21 protein-coding genes are annotated in these 18704 nt (G+C 70.4%); 10 read left to right on the forward strand and 11 right to left on the reverse strand.

The window, feature by feature from the left end; all coding sequences use genetic code 11:
- The first annotated feature begins 5 nt into the window (after positions 1–5).
- Positions 6–377, forward strand: coding sequence for a thiamine-binding protein (locus tag NQ152_RS14285; RefSeq protein ID WP_257502854.1), 372 nt, complete (start codon positions 6–8; stop codon positions 375–377).
- A 61-nt stretch (positions 378–438) separates the two neighbouring features.
- Positions 439–1257: an NUDIX domain-containing protein gene (locus tag NQ152_RS14290; protein ID WP_257524480.1), complete on the forward strand. Its 819-nt coding sequence runs from the start codon at positions 439–441 to the stop codon at positions 1255–1257.
- Between the two features lie 6 nt (positions 1258–1263).
- Here NQ152_RS14290 and NQ152_RS14295 read toward each other — a convergent pair whose 3' ends face one another.
- Entirely contained in the window at positions 1264–2475 is a 1212-nt protein-coding gene (locus tag NQ152_RS14295) for a homoserine O-acetyltransferase (RefSeq protein WP_257524481.1), read from the reverse strand.
- 76 nt (positions 2476–2551) lie between these two features.
- Between NQ152_RS14295 and NQ152_RS14300 the strand changes: the two genes are divergently transcribed.
- On the forward strand, positions 2552–3493 hold the full coding sequence (locus tag NQ152_RS14300) for a hypothetical protein (protein ID WP_257524482.1): 942 nt from the start codon (positions 2552–2554) through the stop codon (positions 3491–3493).
- A 67-nt stretch (positions 3494–3560) separates the two neighbouring features.
- Here the strand turns inward: NQ152_RS14300 and NQ152_RS14305 are convergent, their stop codons facing one another.
- Complete coding sequence (locus tag NQ152_RS14305) at positions 3561–4883, reverse strand: bifunctional o-acetylhomoserine/o-acetylserine sulfhydrylase (RefSeq protein ID WP_257502850.1); 1323 nt, start codon at positions 4881–4883, stop codon at positions 3561–3563.
- Between the two features lie 186 nt (positions 4884–5069).
- Here NQ152_RS14305 and NQ152_RS14310 point away from each other — a divergent pair, with 186 nt between their 5' ends.
- From NQ152_RS14310 to NQ152_RS14320, 3 genes are read left to right on the forward strand one after another with little or no spacing between them, the layout of a single operon-like run.
- Positions 5070–5855, forward strand: a complete 786-nt coding sequence (locus NQ152_RS14310) for an SDR family oxidoreductase (RefSeq protein ID WP_257524483.1) — start codon at positions 5070–5072, stop codon at positions 5853–5855.
- Positions 5856–5890: 35 nt separating this feature from the next.
- On the forward strand, positions 5891–6583 hold the full coding sequence (locus tag NQ152_RS14315; RefSeq protein WP_257524484.1) for a uracil-DNA glycosylase: 693 nt from the start codon (positions 5891–5893) through the stop codon (positions 6581–6583).
- Between the two features lie 15 nt (positions 6584–6598).
- Positions 6599–7210: a GNAT family N-acetyltransferase gene (locus NQ152_RS14320; protein WP_257502847.1), complete on the forward strand. Its 612-nt coding sequence runs from the start codon at positions 6599–6601 to the stop codon at positions 7208–7210.
- A gap of 51 nt (positions 7211–7261) precedes the next feature.
- On the opposite strand, the gene NQ152_RS14325 is transcribed toward NQ152_RS14320, so the two are convergent.
- From NQ152_RS14325 to NQ152_RS14365, 9 genes are all read right to left on the reverse strand, one after another.
- Positions 7262–7639, reverse strand: coding sequence for a protealysin inhibitor emfourin (locus tag NQ152_RS14325; protein ID WP_257524485.1), 378 nt, complete (start codon positions 7637–7639; stop codon positions 7262–7264).
- Positions 7614–8684 carry a M4 family metallopeptidase gene (locus NQ152_RS14330; protein ID WP_257524486.1) on the reverse strand — a complete coding sequence of 357 codons (1071 nt, stop codon included), beginning with the start codon at positions 8682–8684 and terminating at the stop codon, positions 7614–7616. The genes NQ152_RS14325 and NQ152_RS14330 overlap by 26 nt, the downstream gene beginning before the upstream one ends.
- A 204-nt stretch (positions 8685–8888) precedes the next feature.
- Positions 8889–9845, reverse strand: a complete 957-nt coding sequence (locus NQ152_RS14335; protein WP_257524487.1) for an endonuclease domain-containing protein — start codon at positions 9843–9845, stop codon at positions 8889–8891.
- Between the two features lie 339 nt (positions 9846–10184).
- Positions 10185–10985, reverse strand: a complete 801-nt coding sequence (locus tag NQ152_RS14340) for an ATP-binding cassette domain-containing protein (protein WP_257524488.1) — start codon at positions 10983–10985, stop codon at positions 10185–10187.
- Complete coding sequence (locus tag NQ152_RS14345) at positions 10982–11770, reverse strand: ABC transporter ATP-binding protein (protein WP_257524489.1); 789 nt, start codon at positions 11768–11770, stop codon at positions 10982–10984. The genes NQ152_RS14340 and NQ152_RS14345 overlap by 4 nt, the downstream gene beginning before the upstream one ends.
- A complete protein-coding gene (locus NQ152_RS14350; protein WP_257502840.1) occupies positions 11767–12690 on the reverse strand; it encodes an ABC transporter permease in 924 nt (307 codons plus the stop codon). Before NQ152_RS14350 ends, NQ152_RS14345 begins: the two co-directional genes overlap by 4 nt.
- On the reverse strand, positions 12687–13637 hold the full coding sequence (locus NQ152_RS14355; RefSeq protein WP_257524490.1) for an ABC transporter permease: 951 nt from the start codon (positions 13635–13637) through the stop codon (positions 12687–12689). The genes NQ152_RS14350 and NQ152_RS14355 overlap by 4 nt, the downstream gene beginning before the upstream one ends.
- Complete coding sequence (locus tag NQ152_RS14360; protein WP_257524491.1) at positions 13634–15145, reverse strand: ABC transporter substrate-binding protein; 1512 nt, start codon at positions 15143–15145, stop codon at positions 13634–13636. The genes NQ152_RS14355 and NQ152_RS14360 overlap by 4 nt, the downstream gene beginning before the upstream one ends.
- A 143-nt stretch (positions 15146–15288) precedes the next feature.
- Positions 15289–16254, reverse strand: a complete 966-nt coding sequence (locus NQ152_RS14365; protein WP_374113598.1) for an alpha/beta hydrolase — start codon at positions 16252–16254, stop codon at positions 15289–15291.
- 49 nt (positions 16255–16303) lie between these two features.
- Between NQ152_RS14365 and NQ152_RS14370 the strand changes: the two genes are divergently transcribed.
- From NQ152_RS14370 to NQ152_RS14385, 4 genes are all read left to right on the forward strand, one after another.
- Positions 16304–16813 carry a carboxymuconolactone decarboxylase family protein gene (locus tag NQ152_RS14370; RefSeq protein WP_257502836.1) on the forward strand — a complete coding sequence of 170 codons (510 nt, stop codon included), beginning with the start codon at positions 16304–16306 and terminating at the stop codon, positions 16811–16813.
- The gene (locus tag NQ152_RS14375) at positions 16810–17538 is read left to right on the forward strand and encodes a tyrosine-protein phosphatase (protein ID WP_257524493.1); all 729 of its coding nucleotides are present in this window, start codon (positions 16810–16812) and stop codon (positions 17536–17538) included. The genes NQ152_RS14370 and NQ152_RS14375 overlap by 4 nt, the downstream gene beginning before the upstream one ends.
- A gap of 73 nt (positions 17539–17611) precedes the next feature.
- Positions 17612–18091 (forward strand): siderophore-interacting protein, encoded by a 480-nt coding sequence (locus tag NQ152_RS14380; protein ID WP_257524494.1) that lies wholly within the window; start codon positions 17612–17614, stop codon positions 18089–18091.
- A 60-nt stretch (positions 18092–18151) separates the two neighbouring features.
- A complete protein-coding gene (locus NQ152_RS14385) occupies positions 18152–18697 on the forward strand; it encodes a hypothetical protein (RefSeq protein WP_257524495.1) in 546 nt (181 codons plus the stop codon).
- Positions 18698–18704 lie beyond the last annotated feature (7 nt).

Genomic DNA, 18704 nt, shown 5'->3' on the forward strand with positions numbered 1-18704 from the left:
TCCTCATGCTCGTCGCCTTCTCCGTCGCTCCCAGCGGCGCACCCTCGGTCGCCCCGCGTGGCTCCGCTGAGCCGACCGGCCCCGCGCCCGCAGACGCCTCGGTCCACGACGCCGTGGCCGCGGCCGTCCGGATCGTGCGCGAGTCGGGACTGCCGCACCGGACCACCTCGATGTTCACGGAGCTCGAGGGGGAGTGGGACGAGGTCTTCGACGTGGTCAAGCGTGCCACCGAGGCGGTGCTGCCGTTCGGTTCGCGTGTCTCGCTGGTGTTGAAAGCGGACATCCGTCCCGGCTTCAGCGGTGAGATCGACGGCAAGATCGAGCGTCTGGAACGCGCCCTGGACACTCCCGGGGACAGCGACGTCGAAGCGGTCTGACGCTCAGCGCACCGCACGTCCGCAGCCGCAGCCGCACGATCGATCGCCCTAGGCTGGTCGGATGCCAGAGCCGACATCCTCCGACCGCGCCGTCCAGGCCCTGGAGGACGTGACCGCGGACACGCGTCCGCGGCTGCCCGGTGACGGAACCGATCCGCACGTCCCGGTCGCCGCGACCGTGGTGATCGTCCGGGATCGGCCGGCCGGACCCGAGATCCTGATGATCGAGCGACCCGACCGCGGCTCGTTCGCCGGGGCGTGGGTCTTCCCGGGCGGCAAGCTGGAGGACGCCGATCGCGCGGCTGCGCACGCTCTGCCGAGCCGCCCCACTGCGTGGCGCCCGCGGCCGGTCGCGGACGAGGGCACCCTGCGCGCCACGGCGGACGAACTGGCCGCCGCCCATCATGCCGGCGCGCGGGAGACCGAGGAGGAGACCGGCCTGCGGGTGGATGCCGCGTCCCTCGTGGCCCTGTCCTGCTGGGATCCGCCGCCGGGGATCGCGCTGCGCATCAGGACATGGTTCTTCCTCGCCCTCGATCCCGGGGGTGCACTCACCCTGGCACCGGACGAGGTCGCGAACGCCCGGTGGGTTCAGCCGGCCGAGATGCTGGACCGCCACGGCCGCGGAGAGGTGACGCTGTACCCGCCGACGTGGGTGACGCTGCACGAACTGGCAGCGCAGCCGGATGCGGCCGCCATGCTCGGGATGGCCCGGATGAGCGGCATCCGCCGATTCGAGACCGTCGCGCGACGCGGTGGCGAGGGCCCCATGCTGCTCTGGCAGGGCGACGCGGCCTACCACGACGCAATGGGCGACGCGCCATCCCGGCACCGTCTGGAGATGGCCGCGCTGCCCTGGATCTACACGCGCACCGACTGATCCGGGTCAGCGGGCGGGTGACTCCAGCAGTCGCCGCAGGTGCGCGCCGACGGCGGTCGACTCGATCAGGAACCCGTCGTGTCCGAAGTCGCTGGCCAGCACCACCGCGCCGTCCCCCAGAGTCCTCCGCACGTTCCGGGCGATCCGGTGCTGACCGTCGACCGGGAAGAGACGGTCGCTGTCGATCCCGAGGACCAGGGTGCGCGCCGTGATCCGACCCAGAGCCTCCTCGACTCCGCCGCGGTCACGCCCCACATCGTGCGAGTTCATCGCCTCGACCAGCGTGATGTAACTGTTCGCGTCGAACCTGCGGGTGAAGCGGTTGCCGTGGAAATCCAGGTACGACGCGACGGCGAACCGTCCGCCGTGCCCGAGCGGACTGACTCCGGACTGCCATGACCGCTGGAAGCGCTGGTTCAGCTCGGTGGGGGAGCGGTAGTTCAGCAGCGCCATGCGTCTGGCCAGAGCCAGCCCCCGGTGCGGCCCGTCGCCGTCGCCGGCGTCGTAGTACTCGCCGCCCTGGAATCGAGGATCGATGTGGATCGCTTCCAGCTGCACCGAGTTCAGCGCGATCTGGTCGGCGGTGTTGACCGGTGGCGCCGAGAGGATGCCGAGGCGCTCGACCCGGTCGGGTGCGGTGATCGCCCATTCCAGGGCGTGCATCCCGCCCATCGACCCGCCCACGACACCGGCCCACACGTCGATCCCCAGTGCGTCAGCCAGGCGCACCTGTGCGGCGACCTGGTCGCGGACCGTGAGATAGGGAAAACGCGAGGCCCACTCGTAGCCGTCCGGCGCGATGCTCGACGGGCCGGTGGAGCCCTGGCAGCCGCCGAGCATGTTGGGCGCGACCACGAACCAGGTGTCGGTGTCGATCGGCGCTCCCGGACCGACGATGTCGTGCCACCATCCCTCCGTGGGGTGGCCCGGCCCGGCGTCGCCGCGCACGTGGCTGTCGCCGGTCAGGGCGTGCAGGATCAGCACGGCGTTGTCGCGCGTGGGGGACAGCTCCCCCCAGGTCTCGTAGGCCAGCCGGTACGCGGGCAGCTCCTGCCCGCCCTCCGTCCGGAAGGAACCGAACCCGGCGAAACGGCGCTCGCCCACCGGATCGCCGTCGCGCCATGCCCCGGTGGCCGGTGGCCGGCCGAGCAGCATCCGTGCGTCCGCCTCCGTGATCGGCGCGCTCGGCACCGTGTCTTCGGAGGTCTGCCAGTCCATCCGCCCATTCTCCCGTGTCCGCGGGGGTCCCGATGGCGTGTTACGCGTGTCCGCCGGTGGGAGTACCGTGCTCGGCATGGATGTGATCGAATACCTGCTCGACTCCGATCCCGCGATCCGCTGGCAGGTGCTGCGGGACCTGACCGGCGCACCGGAGGACGAGGTCGCCGCCGAGCGGGCGCGTGTGGCCACCGAGGGGTGGGGAGCGCGGCTGCTGGCCGACCAGGCCGAGAACGGCCTGTGGGACGACGGGGTCTACCGGCCCGGGTGGGTCGATGAGAGCCGGCCGTTCTACGACGCGTGGACCGCCACGCATCCTTCGCTCGAGCTGCTACGGGATTTCGGTGCCGATCCGCAGGCGCCCGAAGTGGTGGAGGCGATCACCCTGGTCCGGGAGAACGTGCGCTGGGACCATGACGGTCAGCGATACTTCGACGGCGAGGTCGAGCCGTGCGTCAACGGCGGAGCGCTTGCGAACGCCGCGTACTTCGGGCAGGACGGGGCGCGCATCGTCGAGACGCTGCTGGCCGGTCAGCTGCCCGACGGCGGGTGGAACTGCTGGGACGAGGACGGCACGAGCCGCTCGTCGTTCCACTCCACCGTCTGCGTGCTCGAGGGGCTGTGGGCGTGGGAGCAGGCGACCGGCGGCTCGGATGCTGCGGCGGCAGCGCGCGCGAAGGGGGACGAGTACCTGCTGGAGCGGCGTCTGTTCCGACGCGCATCCACCGGGGAGACGATCGACCCCCGGTTCACGATGCCGTCCTTCCCGACCCGGTGGTACTACGACGTGCTGCGTGGGCTCGACTACCTCCGTCGGGCGCATTCCGAGCGCGACCCGCGCTGCGCGGAGGCCGTCGAGCTCGTCCGCGGCAAGCAGCTCCCGTTCGGGCTGTGGAAGCTGGAGCAGACCCACCAGGGTCCCACCGCGTTCGCGATGGAGGGCGAGCACGAGGGGTTCCCGAGCCGGTGGGTCACGCTGCGGGCGATGCGCGTCCTGCGATGGTGGGACGACGCCTGAGAGCGTGGCCGGACGACCGAACGCCCGGCCATGAGGTGACCGGGCGTTCGGATGCGGAACGCAGCGCTCAGGCGCGAGCGGCCTCGCTGACCCGGCGCGCAGCGGCCAGCGCCTGCTCGAGGTCGGCCTTGAGGTCGTCGATGTTCTCCAGTCCGAGCGACAGACGCACCAGGCCCGGTGTGACGCCGCTGGTGAGCTGCTGCTCGGGGGTGAGCTGCGAGTGCGTGGTGGAGGCGGGGTGGATCACCAGCGAGCGGACGTCGCCGATGTTCGCGAGGTGACTGAACAGGGTCAATGTGTTCACGAACTCACGGCCCGCCTCGACACCGCCCTTCAGCTCGAAGGACAACACGGCGCCCACGCCCTTGGGGGCGTACTCGTTGGCCTTGGCATACCAGGGTGAACTGGGCAGGCCCGAGTAGTTGACCGAGGCGACGTCGGGGTGATCCTCCAGCCACTCGGCGGTCTCCTGAGCGTTCTGCACGTGGCGTTCGATCCGCAGCGACAGTGTCTCGATGCCCTGGATCAGCAGCCATGCGCTCTGCGGGGAGATGGCGGCACCGAGGTCGCGCAGCAGCTGCACACGGGCCTTGATGATATACGCCAGGCTGTCTCCGACCGCCGCGGTGTAGCTGGCGCCGTGATAGCTGGGATCCGGAACGGTCAGGCCGGGGAACTTGTCGACGTTCTTGGACCACTCGAACGTGCCGCCGTCGACGATGACGCCGCCGATGACGGTGCCGTGGCCGCCCAGGAACTTCGTGGCCGAGTGCACGATGATGTCCGCACCGAACTCGAAGGGCTTGATCAGGTACGGGGTGGCGATCGTGTTGTCCACGATGAGGGGGACGCCGTTCGCATGCGCGACGTCGGCCACCAGGCGGATGTCGAGGATGTTGATCTTCGGGTTGCCGATCGTCTCGGCGAAGAACAGCTTGGTGTTCGGCCGGACGGCCGCGCGCCACTCCTCCGCATCGTCCTGGTTCTCGACGAACGTGACGTCGATCCCGAGCTTCTTCAGCGTGTACTTGAACAGGTTGTACGTGCCGCCGTAGATCGAGCTGGAGGAGACGATGTGATCTCCCGCCTCGGCGATGTTCAGCACCGCGAACGTCTCGGCCGCCTGGCCGCTGGCGACGAGGAGGGCGCCGGTGCCACCCTCGAGAGCTGCGACGCGCTGCTCGACGACATCCTGCGTCGGGTTCTGGATGCGCGTGTAGATGTTCCCGAACTCCGCCAGCGCGAAGAGGTTGGCGGCGTGCGTGGTGTTGTCGAAGACGTAGGAGGTCGTCTGGTAGATGGGGGTGGCGCGGGCTTTGGTCACCGGGTCGGGCTGGGCGCCGGAGTGGATCTGCTTGGTCTCGAAACGCCAGTTCTCGGGTGCGGACATGTGCGTACTCCTGCGGGTCTGTCGGGCGGCGGCGGCGGACACCGCGGCCTGAACCGAGACTAGGCAGTCTCGTGTTCGTCGACAACGAAGGGGAAATGTGACGTAACACCCCGCAGCGCGGCGGCGACACCCGCAGACCGGCAGGCGCGGTGCTGAAGGCGACGCGAACCTGGGTAGCGTTGTCGCATGGCGACGCGACGTGCAGTGGTGACCGGGGCGAGTTCGGGGATCGGTGAGGCCGCCGCGCGCGCGCTCCGCGCCGGCGGATGGGACGTCGTTGGCGTCGCGCGACGTGCCGACCGTCTGCAGGCGCTGGAGGAGGCGACCGGCGTGGTCGCGTTCGCGGCGGATCTGACCCGGCAGGAAGACGTCGATGCGCTCGCCCTGTGGCTGGCCGACACCGGACCCGTCCACGCGCTGGTCCACGTCGCGGGCGGGGCACGCGGCACCGAGCGGGTCGAGGACGCTCGTCCCGCCGACTGGCAGTGGATGTTCGAGGCGAACGTGCTGTCCGCCCAGCGCCTCGTGGCGGCGCTGCTTCCTCAGCTGCGTGCGGCCGCGGCATCCGACGGCCATGCCGACACCCTCTTCGTGACCTCCACCGCAGCGGTGACGGCCTACCCGGGCGGCTCCGGATACAACGCGGCCAAAGCGGGCGAGGCGATGCTCGCGCACGCGCTCAGACTCGAGCTGAACGGGGAGCCGATCCGCGTGATCGAGGTCGCGCCGGGCATGGTGTTCACCGAGGAGTTCACCCTCAACCGGCTGGGCGGTGACCAGTATGCTGCCGAGCGGGTCTACGAGGGCGTGGCGAACCCGCTCACCGCCGAAGATGTCGCAGACGTCATCGCCTACGCGCTGAACGCGCCCGGTCACGTGAACCTGGATCTGATCACGATGCGCCCGGTGGCGCAGTCCGCGCAGCACCTGCTCGCGCGCGGTCCGCTCCGGGTGCGCAACGCCGAGGTCTGACCGCCTCACGCCGAGACGAACCAGGAGCCTGAGGGATGCCCCGGTCACTGACGCAACTCGCCGACGCCGGCCTGATCGATGCCGGGTGGGCGGGGGCGCTGGCTCCCGTCGCGCCGGTGATCGCGGAACTGGGGGAGCGTCTGCGTGCGGAAACCGCCGCCGGTCGCGGCTACCTGCCCGCCGGTGACCATGTGCTGCGCGCCTTCCAGCGCCCGCTGGCCGGCGCGAAGGTGCTCATCGTCGGCCAGGATCCGTACCCGACGCCGGGTCATCCGATCGGCCTGTCCTTCGCCGTGGACAAGCACGTGCGGCCGCTTCCGCGGAGCCTGTCGAACATCTACCGGGAGCTGAACGAGGACCTCGGGTTCCCGCCCGCGCCCCACGGGGACCTGTCCGGGTGGAGCGATCAGGGCGTTGTGCTGCTGAACCGCGTGCTGACCGTCGCACCCGGAGCACCGGCATCCCACCGCGGGTGGGGGTGGGAGAAGGTCACCGAGCACGCCATTCGCGAACTGGTCGCCCGCGGAGGGCCGCTGGTGGCGATCCTGTGGGGGCGGGATGCCGGTAACCTGCGCCCGCTGCTGGGAACCACCCCGATCGTCGAATCGCCGCACCCGTCTCCGCTGTCGGCGAACCGCGGCTTCTTCGGGTCGCGGCCGTTCTCGCGGGCGAACGACATGCTTGTCCAGCAGGGTGCCGAACCCATCGACTGGCGACTGCCGGGCTGAGCGTAGGCTGTCGGCATGCTGGAGGAGGAATACGACCGCGACCGTCGCAGGCTGCCGCGCCACCTGCGCAGACTCCCCGCGCCGGAGCCGGAATTCTCCTTCACGATCCGGCCGGTCGAGGACCGCGACATCCCCGACATCCGGGAGATCTACAACTACTACGTGACCAACTCCGTGGTCACCTTCGACGAGAAGAAGTGGACGTTGGCCCAGTGGCGGGACAAGGCCGCGTACCTGGCCAAACTCAAGCTCCCCTTCCTGGTCGCACAGTCGCCGTCCGGCCAGATCCTCGGGTACGCGCTGGTGCAGCCGATGTCGAGCAAGTCCGCGTACCGCTACTCGGTGGAGAACTCGATCTACCTCGGGCATGCCGCGGCGGGCAAAGGCCTGGGCCGTGCGCTCCTGCAGGCGCTCATCGAAGCCTGCGAGGCGGCCGGGATCCGCGAGATTGTGGCGGTGATCAGCGACAAGGGCGCTGAGGCATCCATCGCCCTGCACGAGAAACTGGGCTTCGTCGAGGTCGGACGCATGGGACGGGTGGGCTTCAAGTTCGGCCGGTGGCTGGGGACGATCTACATGCAGAAGCACCTCAAACCCCCGAAGAAGAAGAGCCTCTTCCGGCGGTGACCGGCGTCCGGGACCGGCGCGGCGATGGGTCGCCGGGGGCGGTCGTGGGCGCTAAGGGCGGGCGGGCGACCGCGCGGCCGACCGCACCGCGTCGATGAGGTCGCGCCACGGCCCCTGCACTTCGGGATCGGCCAGCGCCGCCGCACGCTCCGCGTCGCCGCAGCGGGCGTCCACGTGCCATACGAAGCGATCCGCGCCACTCGGGGGCAGCGCGCGGCCCGGAGTCGCGGCATCCCACGGGCATTCGTCGATGAGCGCGATCCACTGCGGCGCGGCGTCGGCGTCGGGCTGCGCGCGCCACGTCCGCCGCAGTCCGGCGAATCCCCCGGTCCGCGTCACGGTGACGGCGATCGCCGTCCCGCCGTGATCCCCGCTGTGGTTCGCCGCCTCGGCGCCCGCGCTCTCAGGCGATTCCGCCGCTTCGTCCATTCCGCACACCGACGCCCGTCCAGCCCGCTCGGACCGCATCGACCTCCTCCGAGTCCTCACCGTACTCCGCCTCGGCCGCGGCCAGGGTGGCGGCGGCGAAGGCCGTGAAGTCCGCCGTCGAGGACAGCGACCCGGAGGTGAGGGCGCGGTACCAGATCAGCCCAGCCCGCTCCCAGGCGCGGCCGCCGAGGGCTCGGGCTGCGAGGTAGAACGCATGGTTGGGGATGCCGGAATTTATGTGCACGCCGCCGTTGTCGTCACTGGTCTGCACGTACCCGTCCATATGCGCCGGCTGCGGGTCACGGCCGAGGACGTCATCGTCATACGCCGTTCCGGGTGCGGCCAGCGAGCGCAGCGCGACTCCCTGCACGGCCGCGGTGAAGATGCCCGCGCCGATCAGCCAGGAGCCCTGCTCGACCGTCTGCCCCAGGGAGTGCTGCTCGGCGAGCGCGCCGAAGACGTCGGACACGGACTCGTTCAGCGCCCCCGACTGGCCCTCGTAGACCAGGCCGACCTCGTGCTCGGTCATCCCGTGCGTGAGCTCGTGCGCGATCACGGACAGTGAGCCGGTGAATCCGACGAACACCTCGCCGTCGCCGTCGCCGAACACCATCCGCTCGCCGTTCCAGAAGGCGTTGTCGTAGTCGCGGCCGTAGTGCACGGTCGCCAGCAGCGGACTGCCGGCGCCGTCGATGCTGCTGCGGCCATAGGCATCCCAGAAGAAGTCGAACGTGGCCCCGAGCCCGTCGAAGGCCTCATCGACGGCGACGTCGCCGCTCGGCGGGTCGTCCTCGCCGCGCACGCGGACACCGGGCAGCTGCTCGCGGTTCTGCGCGTCGGAGACCGTGCGGTCGGGTGCCGGTCCGCTCTCCACGACGAGTGTTCCCGGCTCGCCGATCGATATGCGCAGACGGGAGCGGACCGGCCGGTACTCGCGCGGGGTCTCCAGCGTGCTCCGCGCGGCCTCGGCGGCACGCGCCCACGCGGGCTCCTGCACCGCGGCGATCCTGGCAAGCAGATACGGAGGGACGATCGCGTGCGTCATGGTTCGAGGCTAACCCTCGCGCCCGACACGCAGACCGGATGCCGCGCCCCTCGCGCGTCGCCGCGCTGCTCGCCTGTCGCGTCGCCGCCCCGCTCGCCTGTCGCCTCGCCGCCCTGCTCGCCTGTCGCGTCGCCGCCCCGCTCGCCTGTCATGACACGCCGGGCGGGCTGGCAGTTCGTGACGGGCGAGCGAACGGGCGCCGGGTCAGGACCGCTGCGCGATCGCTGCGCGCACGCGGGCGATGAACGTGCTGGGATGCGCGAACAGTTCCGCCTTCGTCACCCGGATCACCTGCCAGCCCGCCGCCGCGAGCCGCTCGTAGCGCAGGATGTCGTGTGCCCACTGTTCCGGGTCGAGGAGGTGGTGTTCGCCCTCGTACTCGATCCCGATCTTCAGGTCCGGGTAGGCCAGATCCACGCATGCCAGCCGCACACCCGCCTCGAGAACGTCGACGTTCAGCTCAGGCTCGGGCAGGAGCGCGCTCACGAGTGTCAGTCGAGCCACGGTCTCCGGCCGCGAAGCGGAGCGCGTGCGTAGCTGCGGCAGGGCAGCGCGGAGCGCGGGGATGCCCACCCGGCGTCCGGATCGAACGGCTGCCTCGAGTTCGGCGAGCGTGGCCAGTGGTGAGGGCACCCGCCAGTCCCGGATGGCAGCGTCGCCGGCCGCAACGAGGTCGTAGGGATCGCGAAACGTCGCACCGAGCATCGCCCACGTCGAGGCCGGAGATGCGACGAGCAGCCCGGTTCGTGCATCACGACGGATCGTGGTCAACCGCGGCGTGGTCTCGTGACCACGAACGCCCCGGCTCCGCGGAAGGCGCAGCGGCGGGAACACGGCGACATCGACCTCCGGACGCTCCACCAGCGACCGCGGAACGGGGAGTCCCCAGATGACCGCGGCGGTGAGGTGGCTGAAGAAGTGTCCGTCGGCCATCCACTCGGCGTACTCGCGGGCAAGGCGCAGGTGATCGCGTTCGGCCGGACCGAGGGGCCGGCCGAATCGGTCGAACTCATCGTCGCCCGGGTCGGGGCGGGCGCGGACACCGTGGAAGGGTCTGTGCAGATCCGTTCTTCTGAGGCGCGAGGCAGGCACGCCGGCGCGGATCGCGGCAGCGACGCTGAAATGAGCGCCGAGGCTGGCCGGCAATGTAGGTTCACGCATCCGCCCAGGGTGTCCGCCTCCGGACCGCGCGCTGTCCAGTCCGCGCGGTTTCGTGGATCGCGGGTGCGGCGGGGCCCCTGTGTAGGAAGCGACGCACAGCCGCCGACTCCTGCTCGCCTGTCACGACGCGCGGGGCGGGCCTGCGGTTCGTGACGGGGGAGCTGACTGACGGCCGCCGACTCCTGCTTGCCTGTCACGACGCTCTGGGCGGGTCGGCGGTTCGTGACGGGGGAGCTGGCCGACAGGTGCTGACTGCCTGCTCGCCTGTCACGACGCGCCGCGCGGGCCTGCGGTTCGTGACAGGAGAGCCGAGGGCGGAGCGGGCCCTACCCGCGGTGGTCAGGACGAGCCCGGCTCGATGACCGGGATCGACGCGAGCAGGCGCCGCGTATAGGCGACCTGCGGCTGCATCAGGACCTTTTCGGTCGGGCCCTCCTCCACGATGCGGCCGTCCTTCATCACGATCACTTCGTCGCAGAGGTTCTGCACCACGCCGATATCGTGCGAGACCAGCACGAGGGTCAGCCGGTCGCGCACACGCAGCTCGCGCAGCAGCTCGAGGATCTGGGCGCGGACGGTCACATCCAGGGCCGAGAGCGGCTCGTCGCCGACCAGGAGCTTGGGCCGGTGCACGACCGCCCGCGCGATCGCGATCCGCTGACGCTGGCCACCGGAGAACTCGTGCGGGAACCGCTCGGCCATCTCCGGCTCCAGCCCGACCTCTTCGAGCACCTCCCGCACGCGTGCGCGGCGGTCACCCTCGATGCCCAGCGCCCAGAGCGGTTCGCCGATGATGCGTCCGACGCTCATCCGCGGGTCCAGCGACGCATACGGATCCTGGAACACGACGCCGGTCTCGCGGCGCAGCCAGTGCAGCGAATGGGCGCTGGCTGCGGCATCCACCGGTCTGCCGTCGAACTCGACGGTGCCCGCGGTCGGGACATCCAGCGCAAGCAGCAGCCGCACCAGGGTGGACTTGCCAGACCCGGACTCGCCGATGATGCCGAGAGCCGATCCGGCGCGCACGTCCAGATCCGCATCCGCCAGCGCGGTCGTGTACGTCGTGCGCTCGAACATGCTCTGCCGCGGGACCGGATAGCGGCGCGTCAGCCCGCGGGCGCGCACCAGGAACTGCGTCATCGCACACCCCCGGGGCGCCAGAGCGTGGCGGTCGCATCCCGCAGCAGCCCCTGCGTGACGGGGGAGGAGGGCGCGCTCAGCAGCGTCGAGATGGGCGCGGTCTCCACGACGCGGCCGTGCTCGAGCACGACCCCGTGCGTCGCGATCTGGGACAGTACCGCGAGGTCGTGCGTGATGAAGACCAGCGACATGCCGTCGTCCTGCACGAGCGAGAGCATCAGCTCGAGGATCTCGGACTGGATGGTCACATCCAGCGCCGTGGTCGGCTCATCCGCGATCAGCAGGCGCGGCCGGCAGGCGAGCGCCATCGCGATCGCGGCACGCTGACGCTGACCGCCGGAGAGCTGGTGCGGGTAGCGGGCGACGATGCGCTCCGGATCAGGCAGGGCGACGCGGGATGCTTCGGCGATCGCCCTCGCGCGGGCCTGCGTACGCGACAGGCCCTCGTGGATGCGGACCGACTCGGCGATCTGACGACCGATCGTGCGGATCGGGTTCAGCGCGGTGCGCGGTTCCTGGAACACGATGCCGATCTCATCGCCGCGCAGCGTCGCGAGCTCGCGGTCGGTCATGCCGATCAGTTCCCGCCCGTTCCAGCGGACGCTGCCACCGGCCTCCGCGCCGTCGGGCAACAGGCCGAGGATCGCAAGGGCGGTCAGGGACTTGCCTGATCCGGACTCGCCGATCAAACCCACCCGCGCGCCGTCGGGCACCGCGAAGGACACGCCGTCGACGACCCGGCGGCCGTCGATGTCGACGCTCAGATCCGTCACTTCGAGGCTCACGCGACCACCTCCGGGACGTGCCGGATCGCCCCGCGTGGCGGGTGCAGCGGGTCTCGGCCGCGCGAGAGCGTCGGGTCGGTGGCCTCCCGCAGCGCATCACCGAGCAGATTCAACCCGAGGACCGTGAAGGTGATCGCCAACCCCGGCCACAGCACCGACAGCGGATAGACCGTGATGTACTGCTGCAGCTCGGCCAGCAGCAGACCCCAGGACGGCTCTGTGACCGGGGCGCCGAAACCGAGGTAGGACAGACCCGCCTCGGCGAGCACCGCGACCGCCATGCCCCAGGACAGCTGGACGATGAAGACCGGGGCGACGTTGGGCAGCAGATGACGCCACAGATTCTGCAGGGGGGAGAGCCCGGAGGCCCGCCCGGCCAGCACGAAGTCGCTGTGCAGCACGCGGCGCAGCTCGGGTCGGGTCACGCGCGCGATGTTGACGCCGAAGCCGATTCCGACCGACCAGATCACCACGGCCAGCGATCCGCCCCACACCGCGCTGATCATCATGGCGATGATCAGCACCGGGAATGCGATCAGGATGTCCACCAGCACCGCGACCGACTCGCGGATCCACCGCGCGGTCAGGGCACCGAGCCCGGCCAGAGCGATGCCGATGAGGGTCGCGATCACGCCGGCTCCTACTGCGACGACCACGGTCGTGCGCGAACCCGCCATGAGCAGGCTCAGGATGTCGCGGCCGGACCCGTCGGTTCCCATCAGGTGCGGCCAGCCCGGCAGCGCCCACCGGTTCGCGATCTCCACCTGGCGCGGGTCGAAGGGCGTCCAGAACAGCGCCACGAGCGCCGTCAGGGCAACCACCGCGACCACGACCAGACCGAACCGGCCGGTGGACAGTGCCCACAATCGACGTAGCCACCTCCAGCGTCCGGCGTGCGCGCCTGGGCTGACCGCGGTCATGTCGCCTCCCGTTGCCGCGGGTCAAGGACGCGGTGCACCAGGTCGACGAGGAATCCGACGACCAGGACGAACCCGGTCAGCACGAGCAGCTCGCCCTGGACCTTCGGCAGGTCGCGTCTGCTCACGTCGTCCACCAGCATCCTGCCCACTCCGGGCAGCGTGAACAGCTGCTCGATGACGACCGCGCCGACGATGATCCCGGCCACCTGCAGGCCCAGCACGGTGACGACGGACAGCCCGACGTTGGGCAGGCCGTGCCGGATGAGGGCGGCGTTGCGCGTCAGCCCTTTCGCGGCCGCGGTGCGGACATAGTCCTGACCGATCGCCTGCATCGTCGCGCTGCGCACGAAGCGCATCAGCATTGCTCCCTCCACGATGCCGATCGTCAGCGCAGGCAGCAGGAGCGAGCGCAGCGCGGCAGCGGGATCGTGCCACCCGGCGCGCGGAAAGCCCTGCGCGGGCAGCCAGCCCAGCCACACCGCGAAGACGACCACGAGCATCATGCCGGCCCACACCACCGGGACTGCGGCCAGCGCCTGCGCGCCGACGCTCAGCGCCGTGCCCGCCGCGCGGCCGCGGCGCATCGCGGAGAGGACACCGAGCGGCAGGCTGAACAGCAGCGCGATCGTCATGGAGAGGATGCCGAGCGGGACCGTCACCTGCGCCTTCTCGGCCAGCTCCGCCGTCACGCTGGAGCCGGTCAGCAGCGAGGAGCCGAGATCCCCGCGGAACACTCCGCCGATCCAGTCCAGGTACTGAACGGGCAGCGCCTGGTTCAGCCCGAGGCGTTCCCGGATCCCCTCGATCTGCTCCGGCGTGCTGTTGGTGCCGGCGATGAGCTGCGCGATGTCACCGGGAAGCACTCGCAGGGTCAGGAAGATCAGCACGCTGGCGACGAGAAGACCGAGCAGGAGCAGGGCCAGCCGCGTCAGCGTGTAGCGGATCACCCGTTGCTCTTGGCGAGCTCTGCGAGGTTGAGGCGCTCGTTGACGTTGACCGACGGCATACCCGTGATGTTAGTGCCCACCGCGACGACCGAGGCGCCGTTGTAGAGCCAGTCGGCGGCGGCGTCCTCAGAGACGATGCGCGCGGCATCCGCGAGCAGTTCTGCGGCGGCGCCTTCGTCGGTGGCGGCCAGGGACTGCGTGAACAGGGCCTGCACCTCGGGGTTGTCGTAGGTGAAGTAGTAGTCCGGATCGGCCCAGTTCTCGAAGTCGCGTGCTTCGGTGTGCAGCACGAAGCTCAGGTCGTAGTCCTGGTTGATGTAGACGTCGTTGAGCCAGGTGGGGAAGTCGACCGAATTGACCTCGAGCGTGATGCCCACCTCGTTCAGGTCCGACACCAGGATCTGCGGGATGGTGGTGGAGTAGAAGCTGGGGATGGTCAGCTCCAGCGTGATGTCCTCGGCGCCGGCCTCGGCCAGCAGGTCCCGCGCGGCGTCCGGGTCGTACGGGGCGACGTCGGCGAGGTCCTCGAAGCCCGGATCGAGGGAAGGGATGGGACCGTACATCGTCTCGCCGGAGGCGAGCGCCTCGACGAACGCGTCGTGGTCGATGGCCTGGCGGATCGCCTGACGCACCCGCTTGTCGGCGAGCGGCCCCGAGGTCTGATTGAACGCCAGCGTGCCCTTGTCGGTGGACGGGCCGGTGACCAGGGCGAACGCGCCGGTGGCCTCGACCTGCTCCTGCAGATTCGCGTCGAACCCGGTCACCGCGTCGACCTCACCGGCCAGGGCGGCGTTCAGCGCGGCCTGGTTGTCGGGGATGTAGTCGAAGACGACCTCGGCGACCTGCGCTTTGTCGCCCCAGTAGGCCTCGTTGCGGGCGAACGTGATGCTGTCGCCCTGGCGCCAGCCGGCCAGCGTGAACGGGCCGGTGCCGTTGGCCTTGGTCTGGTAGTCGACGGTGTCACCCTCCTTGAGGATGAGACCGGCCCGCCCGGTGAGGTTCCACAGCAGGCTGGAATCCGGTGCGCTCAGCGTCAGCACGACGTTCTGGCCGTCCGCGGCGATGGTGGCCACGTTCGCCAGCCGCCGCGAGTCGCTCCACTCCGGGGTGTTCTTGCGGGTCGTCAGCGTCCACACCACATCCTGCGGGGTCAGCGCCTGGCCGTCGTGGAAGGTGACCCCCTCGCGCAGCGTGAACGTATAGGTCAGACCGTCCGGCGACACATCCCACTCCTCCGCCAGCGCCGGGACGATGTCCTGCTCGGCGGTGCGGGAGATCAGCCCCTGATAGATGTTGTCCACCAGGATCTGATCCAGCGCGGCGCCCGCCGTCTCACGGATGTCCAGGTTGCCCGGCTCGAGCACCAGCCGGATCACCGCGGACGCATCCGGGTCGGGTGCGCTCGAGGTGGTCGGCTCGGGCGTCGCACTGCCACTGGTGCACGCCGAGAGCAGCAGCGCTCCTGCGGCGAGGAGGGCGGTGGCGGCAAGGGTGGTGCGGCGGAGCATGGGGGTCCTTTCGGAGGAGCATCCGATTGGTGCTCGGATGCCGGGAGCGGGCGACTCTGCGGGAATCAGGTCGGTCCGGTAGTCCAGCCTAGAGAACCGGCGAACCAGGGGGCGTGCCCGTTACGCGGAACGCAATACAAGTGTTAACCCTTCCCCGCGATGGTCCGCAGGTGCTCGGCCAGCCCAACCGGGACCTCTTCCTGCAGATTGTGGCCCGAAGGCAGGACAGTCAGGGATGCCGCGGGAACGCGCTCCGCGAATTCCGCGGCGTCCTGGTCGGTGACGTAGCCGTGGTCGCCGCGCAGCAGGGCGATCGGCGCGCGAACCTCGGCCAGGTCGTCCCAGCCGGTCGCGGACAGCACCGCCGAGACGGCATCCGACGTGGCCGGCTGAGCAGACGCGGCCGCGCCGGATGCGGCATCCGGGGATGCCGGCCGGTCCGCCGGCGCCGCTGCGAGGTGGGCGAAATGGTGCTTCCATTCCACCCGTCCGTCCGCCCGGACGCGCGAATTGAAGTAGACCCCGCGCTCGGCCGCGCGGCGGGTGCCGCCGAGGCCGAACGCCATCGCGCGGTCCACGAGCTCATCGCGCGATGACCAGTCGACGGGTCCGGCGAAGAAGTCCCGGATCTGGGCGGGCCCGGCGTTCGGGTTCACGCCCGGGGTGATGTCGAGGATCACCAGCTGTCTGACCAGATCGGGGCGGGATGCCGCGACGGCCGCTGCGGTGAGCCCGCCGAGCGAGTGGCCGACCAGGATCTGCGGGGCATCGGTCCACGCCTCGAGGGCGGCGACGACATCGGGGGCCAGGACGCGACCCGTGTAGGCGAAGTCGGCGCGCCATGAGGAGTCGCCGTGGCCGGGCAGGTCGATCGCGAGAGCGGGCATGCCGAGCGCGAGGATCGTCGTGTCCCAGGTGTGCGCGTTCAGACCGGCGCCGTGCAGGAAGGTCAGGACCGGAGGCGCCTCGCCGTAGCGCACCGCGCTCAGCGTGCGGCCGTCTGCGAGGGCCAGCTCCAGCCGCTCGGCGGGGGGGATCTGCGCCGCGATCCCGGCGTCGGCGGCCTGCTCGGGCAGGAAGGAGAACTCGTCGATGGGTTCGCTCACCATGTCATTGTGCCCTTCCCGTGTGCTCGGTGCCGCTGAGTAGGCTGAACGCATGAGCGAACTGGCGCGGGTACACCTCTCCAAGTCGGCACCGGAGGCGTACAAGACCTTGTCCGCGTTCTCCAAGACCGTCGGCGGGATCGCCGATGATGCGGGGATCGATGCGCGCCTCCGGGAGCTCGTGCAGATCCACGTGTCGCAGCTGAACGGTTGCGCGTACTGCGTCCGGGTGCATCTGGAACGGGCCGAGAAGGCCGGGGTCACCGCCGACACCATCGCGCAGCTGCCGGTGTGGCGTGAGTCCGGCGTGTTCACCGAACGCGAGCGGGCCGGACTCGAGCTGGCGGAGTCGTTCACGTTCGTTTCGGACGAGGGCATCCCGGACGAGGTCTACAACCGCGTCGGTGGCATCCTCACCGAGAGCGAGTACGTCGCCTTGAGCTGGATCCTGGTCGCGATCAACGCCTTCAACCGCGTCGCCATCGCCGGCCGGTACAGTGTTCCGTCCCGCGAGGACATGGCGGGGGAGGACCGCGACGCCGCGTCCGGCGCGGTGTGGTGAGCGCACCCGCCGATCCGGTCGTCCGTGGCGCCGTCAACTTCCGCGACGTCGGAGGTCTTCCGGCGGGCGCTGCGCGCACCCGCTCCGGAGTCCTCTACCGCTCGGGGAACCTGGCCGGTCTCGAGGACGACGGCGTGATCGCGCTGGGCGGACTCGGCATCCGTCGCATCATCGACCTGCGCGCGGATGACGAGGTCGTGCACGCGCCCAGCCGGCTCGGGGGCCTGACGCTGCGCACCCAGCGGGTGCCGCTGTTCCTCGGCTCGGTGGCATCGATGTTCGAGGAGGACATCTCGCTGGATGAGATGTACCGGCGACTGGTCGAGGACTCCTCGACCCGTGTGGTCGATGTGGTGCGCGGCATCGTCGCCGATCAGCCGGTGCTGGTGCACTGCACCGTCGGGAAGGACCGCACCGGCGTCACGGTGGCGCTCGCCCTGGCCGCGGCGGGCGTGGATGAGGACGCGATCGTCGCGGACTACGCCCGCACCGAGGGTCTTCTGCCGCAATGGCGCAACCGGCACGTCGTCCAGCTCCTGCGGCGCCTGCACCCCGAGGCGGTCCACCTCGAAGATCTCGCGACGCGGTCACCGGCGCCGGTCATGCGGACGCTGCTGTCCCGCGTCATGGCCGGGTACGGGTCGGCAGCCGACTACCTCTTGGCGCACGGGCTGAGCGAAGGGGAGCTGACCGAGCTGCGCCGGGTGCTCCTGCGCGCGGACTGACCGTCCCGGCGCCGCCAGGTTCGCCCGCAACCAAGGTTAGGCAACCCTTGCCCAGGGGTATAGTGAAGGTGCCATGATCTCCAGCACCGAGCACAACGCCGCCGCCTGCCGCGCCTCGCGGCACACGCGCGTCCAGCATTTGATCACGGCGGACGAGTCCTCGCTCGCCGAGCTGGAGGCTCTGCTTGCCACGCTACCGATCTGCTCGACCGGCCGCGTGTTCATCGAGGTTCCGGACGCGTCCTGGTTCGGTGGCGACGGACAGGACGACCTGCACGTGCCCAGCCGAATGGTGGTGACGTGGCTTGATCGCGCCGCGCGCACCGGGTCACCGGGGTCGGGTCGGGCCTGCACGCCGGGACAGGCCTTGGCGCGTGCGGTGACGGCATGGGCCGACGAGATGCTCTGCACGGACGATGACCACACGCGGATCTTCCTGCTGGGCGGCTACCTCGGAACGGCCGACATCGTGGACCACCTGACCGACCGCAACGGCGTCGCAGCGGACAGCATCCACACGCCGGAGCGCTTCGGGCTGGCCACCGCGCGCTGAGCCCCGGAGCTTCGCAGCGCGGCGCCGCTGCCACTGGCGCACCGTCGCTACACTCGCGGCATGACGGCAGTTCCGCCCATCCCCGCTCCCGTCCGCGTCGATCCGCGCGACCTGCGCCTCCCCAGGTGGGTGATCGTCTGGCTCACGGTCTCAGCGATCATCCAGACCTACGACGCGTGCTACGTCCTGCTCGGCCCGCTGTCGCACGAGGGCGGCCCGCTGGCGGCGATGTGGCCTGGCCATGTGTTCTACGGATCATTCGACCACCGCTATGCGCAGTTCGACGCGTTCGGCAGTGCGCAGAGCTGGGCGAACCTGCTCGAGGTCATCGTCATCGTGTGGGCCCTGGCGCACGCGAGGCGCTGGTCGGGCGTCGTGGTCGCTCTGGTCGTGACGGTCGCGACCTTCTGGAAGACCGTGATCTATTTCCTGGTGGAGATCTCCAGCGGTCTGGAGATGACGCGGCAGTCGCTCGAGCGCGGCGACCTCGTCGGCTTCCTCATGGTCGCGGTGCTTCCGAACGCGTTCTGGATCGCATTCCCGCTGGCGGTCGTGATCGTCCTCGGCCGTCAGGTGCTGCGCGTGGGTCGGGCCGCCGGCGCGTGAATCGGCC

This window comes from Microbacterium sp. zg.B48 (assembly GCF_024623505.1).
Classification (GTDB): Bacteria; Actinomycetota; Actinomycetes; order Actinomycetales; family Microbacteriaceae; genus Microbacterium.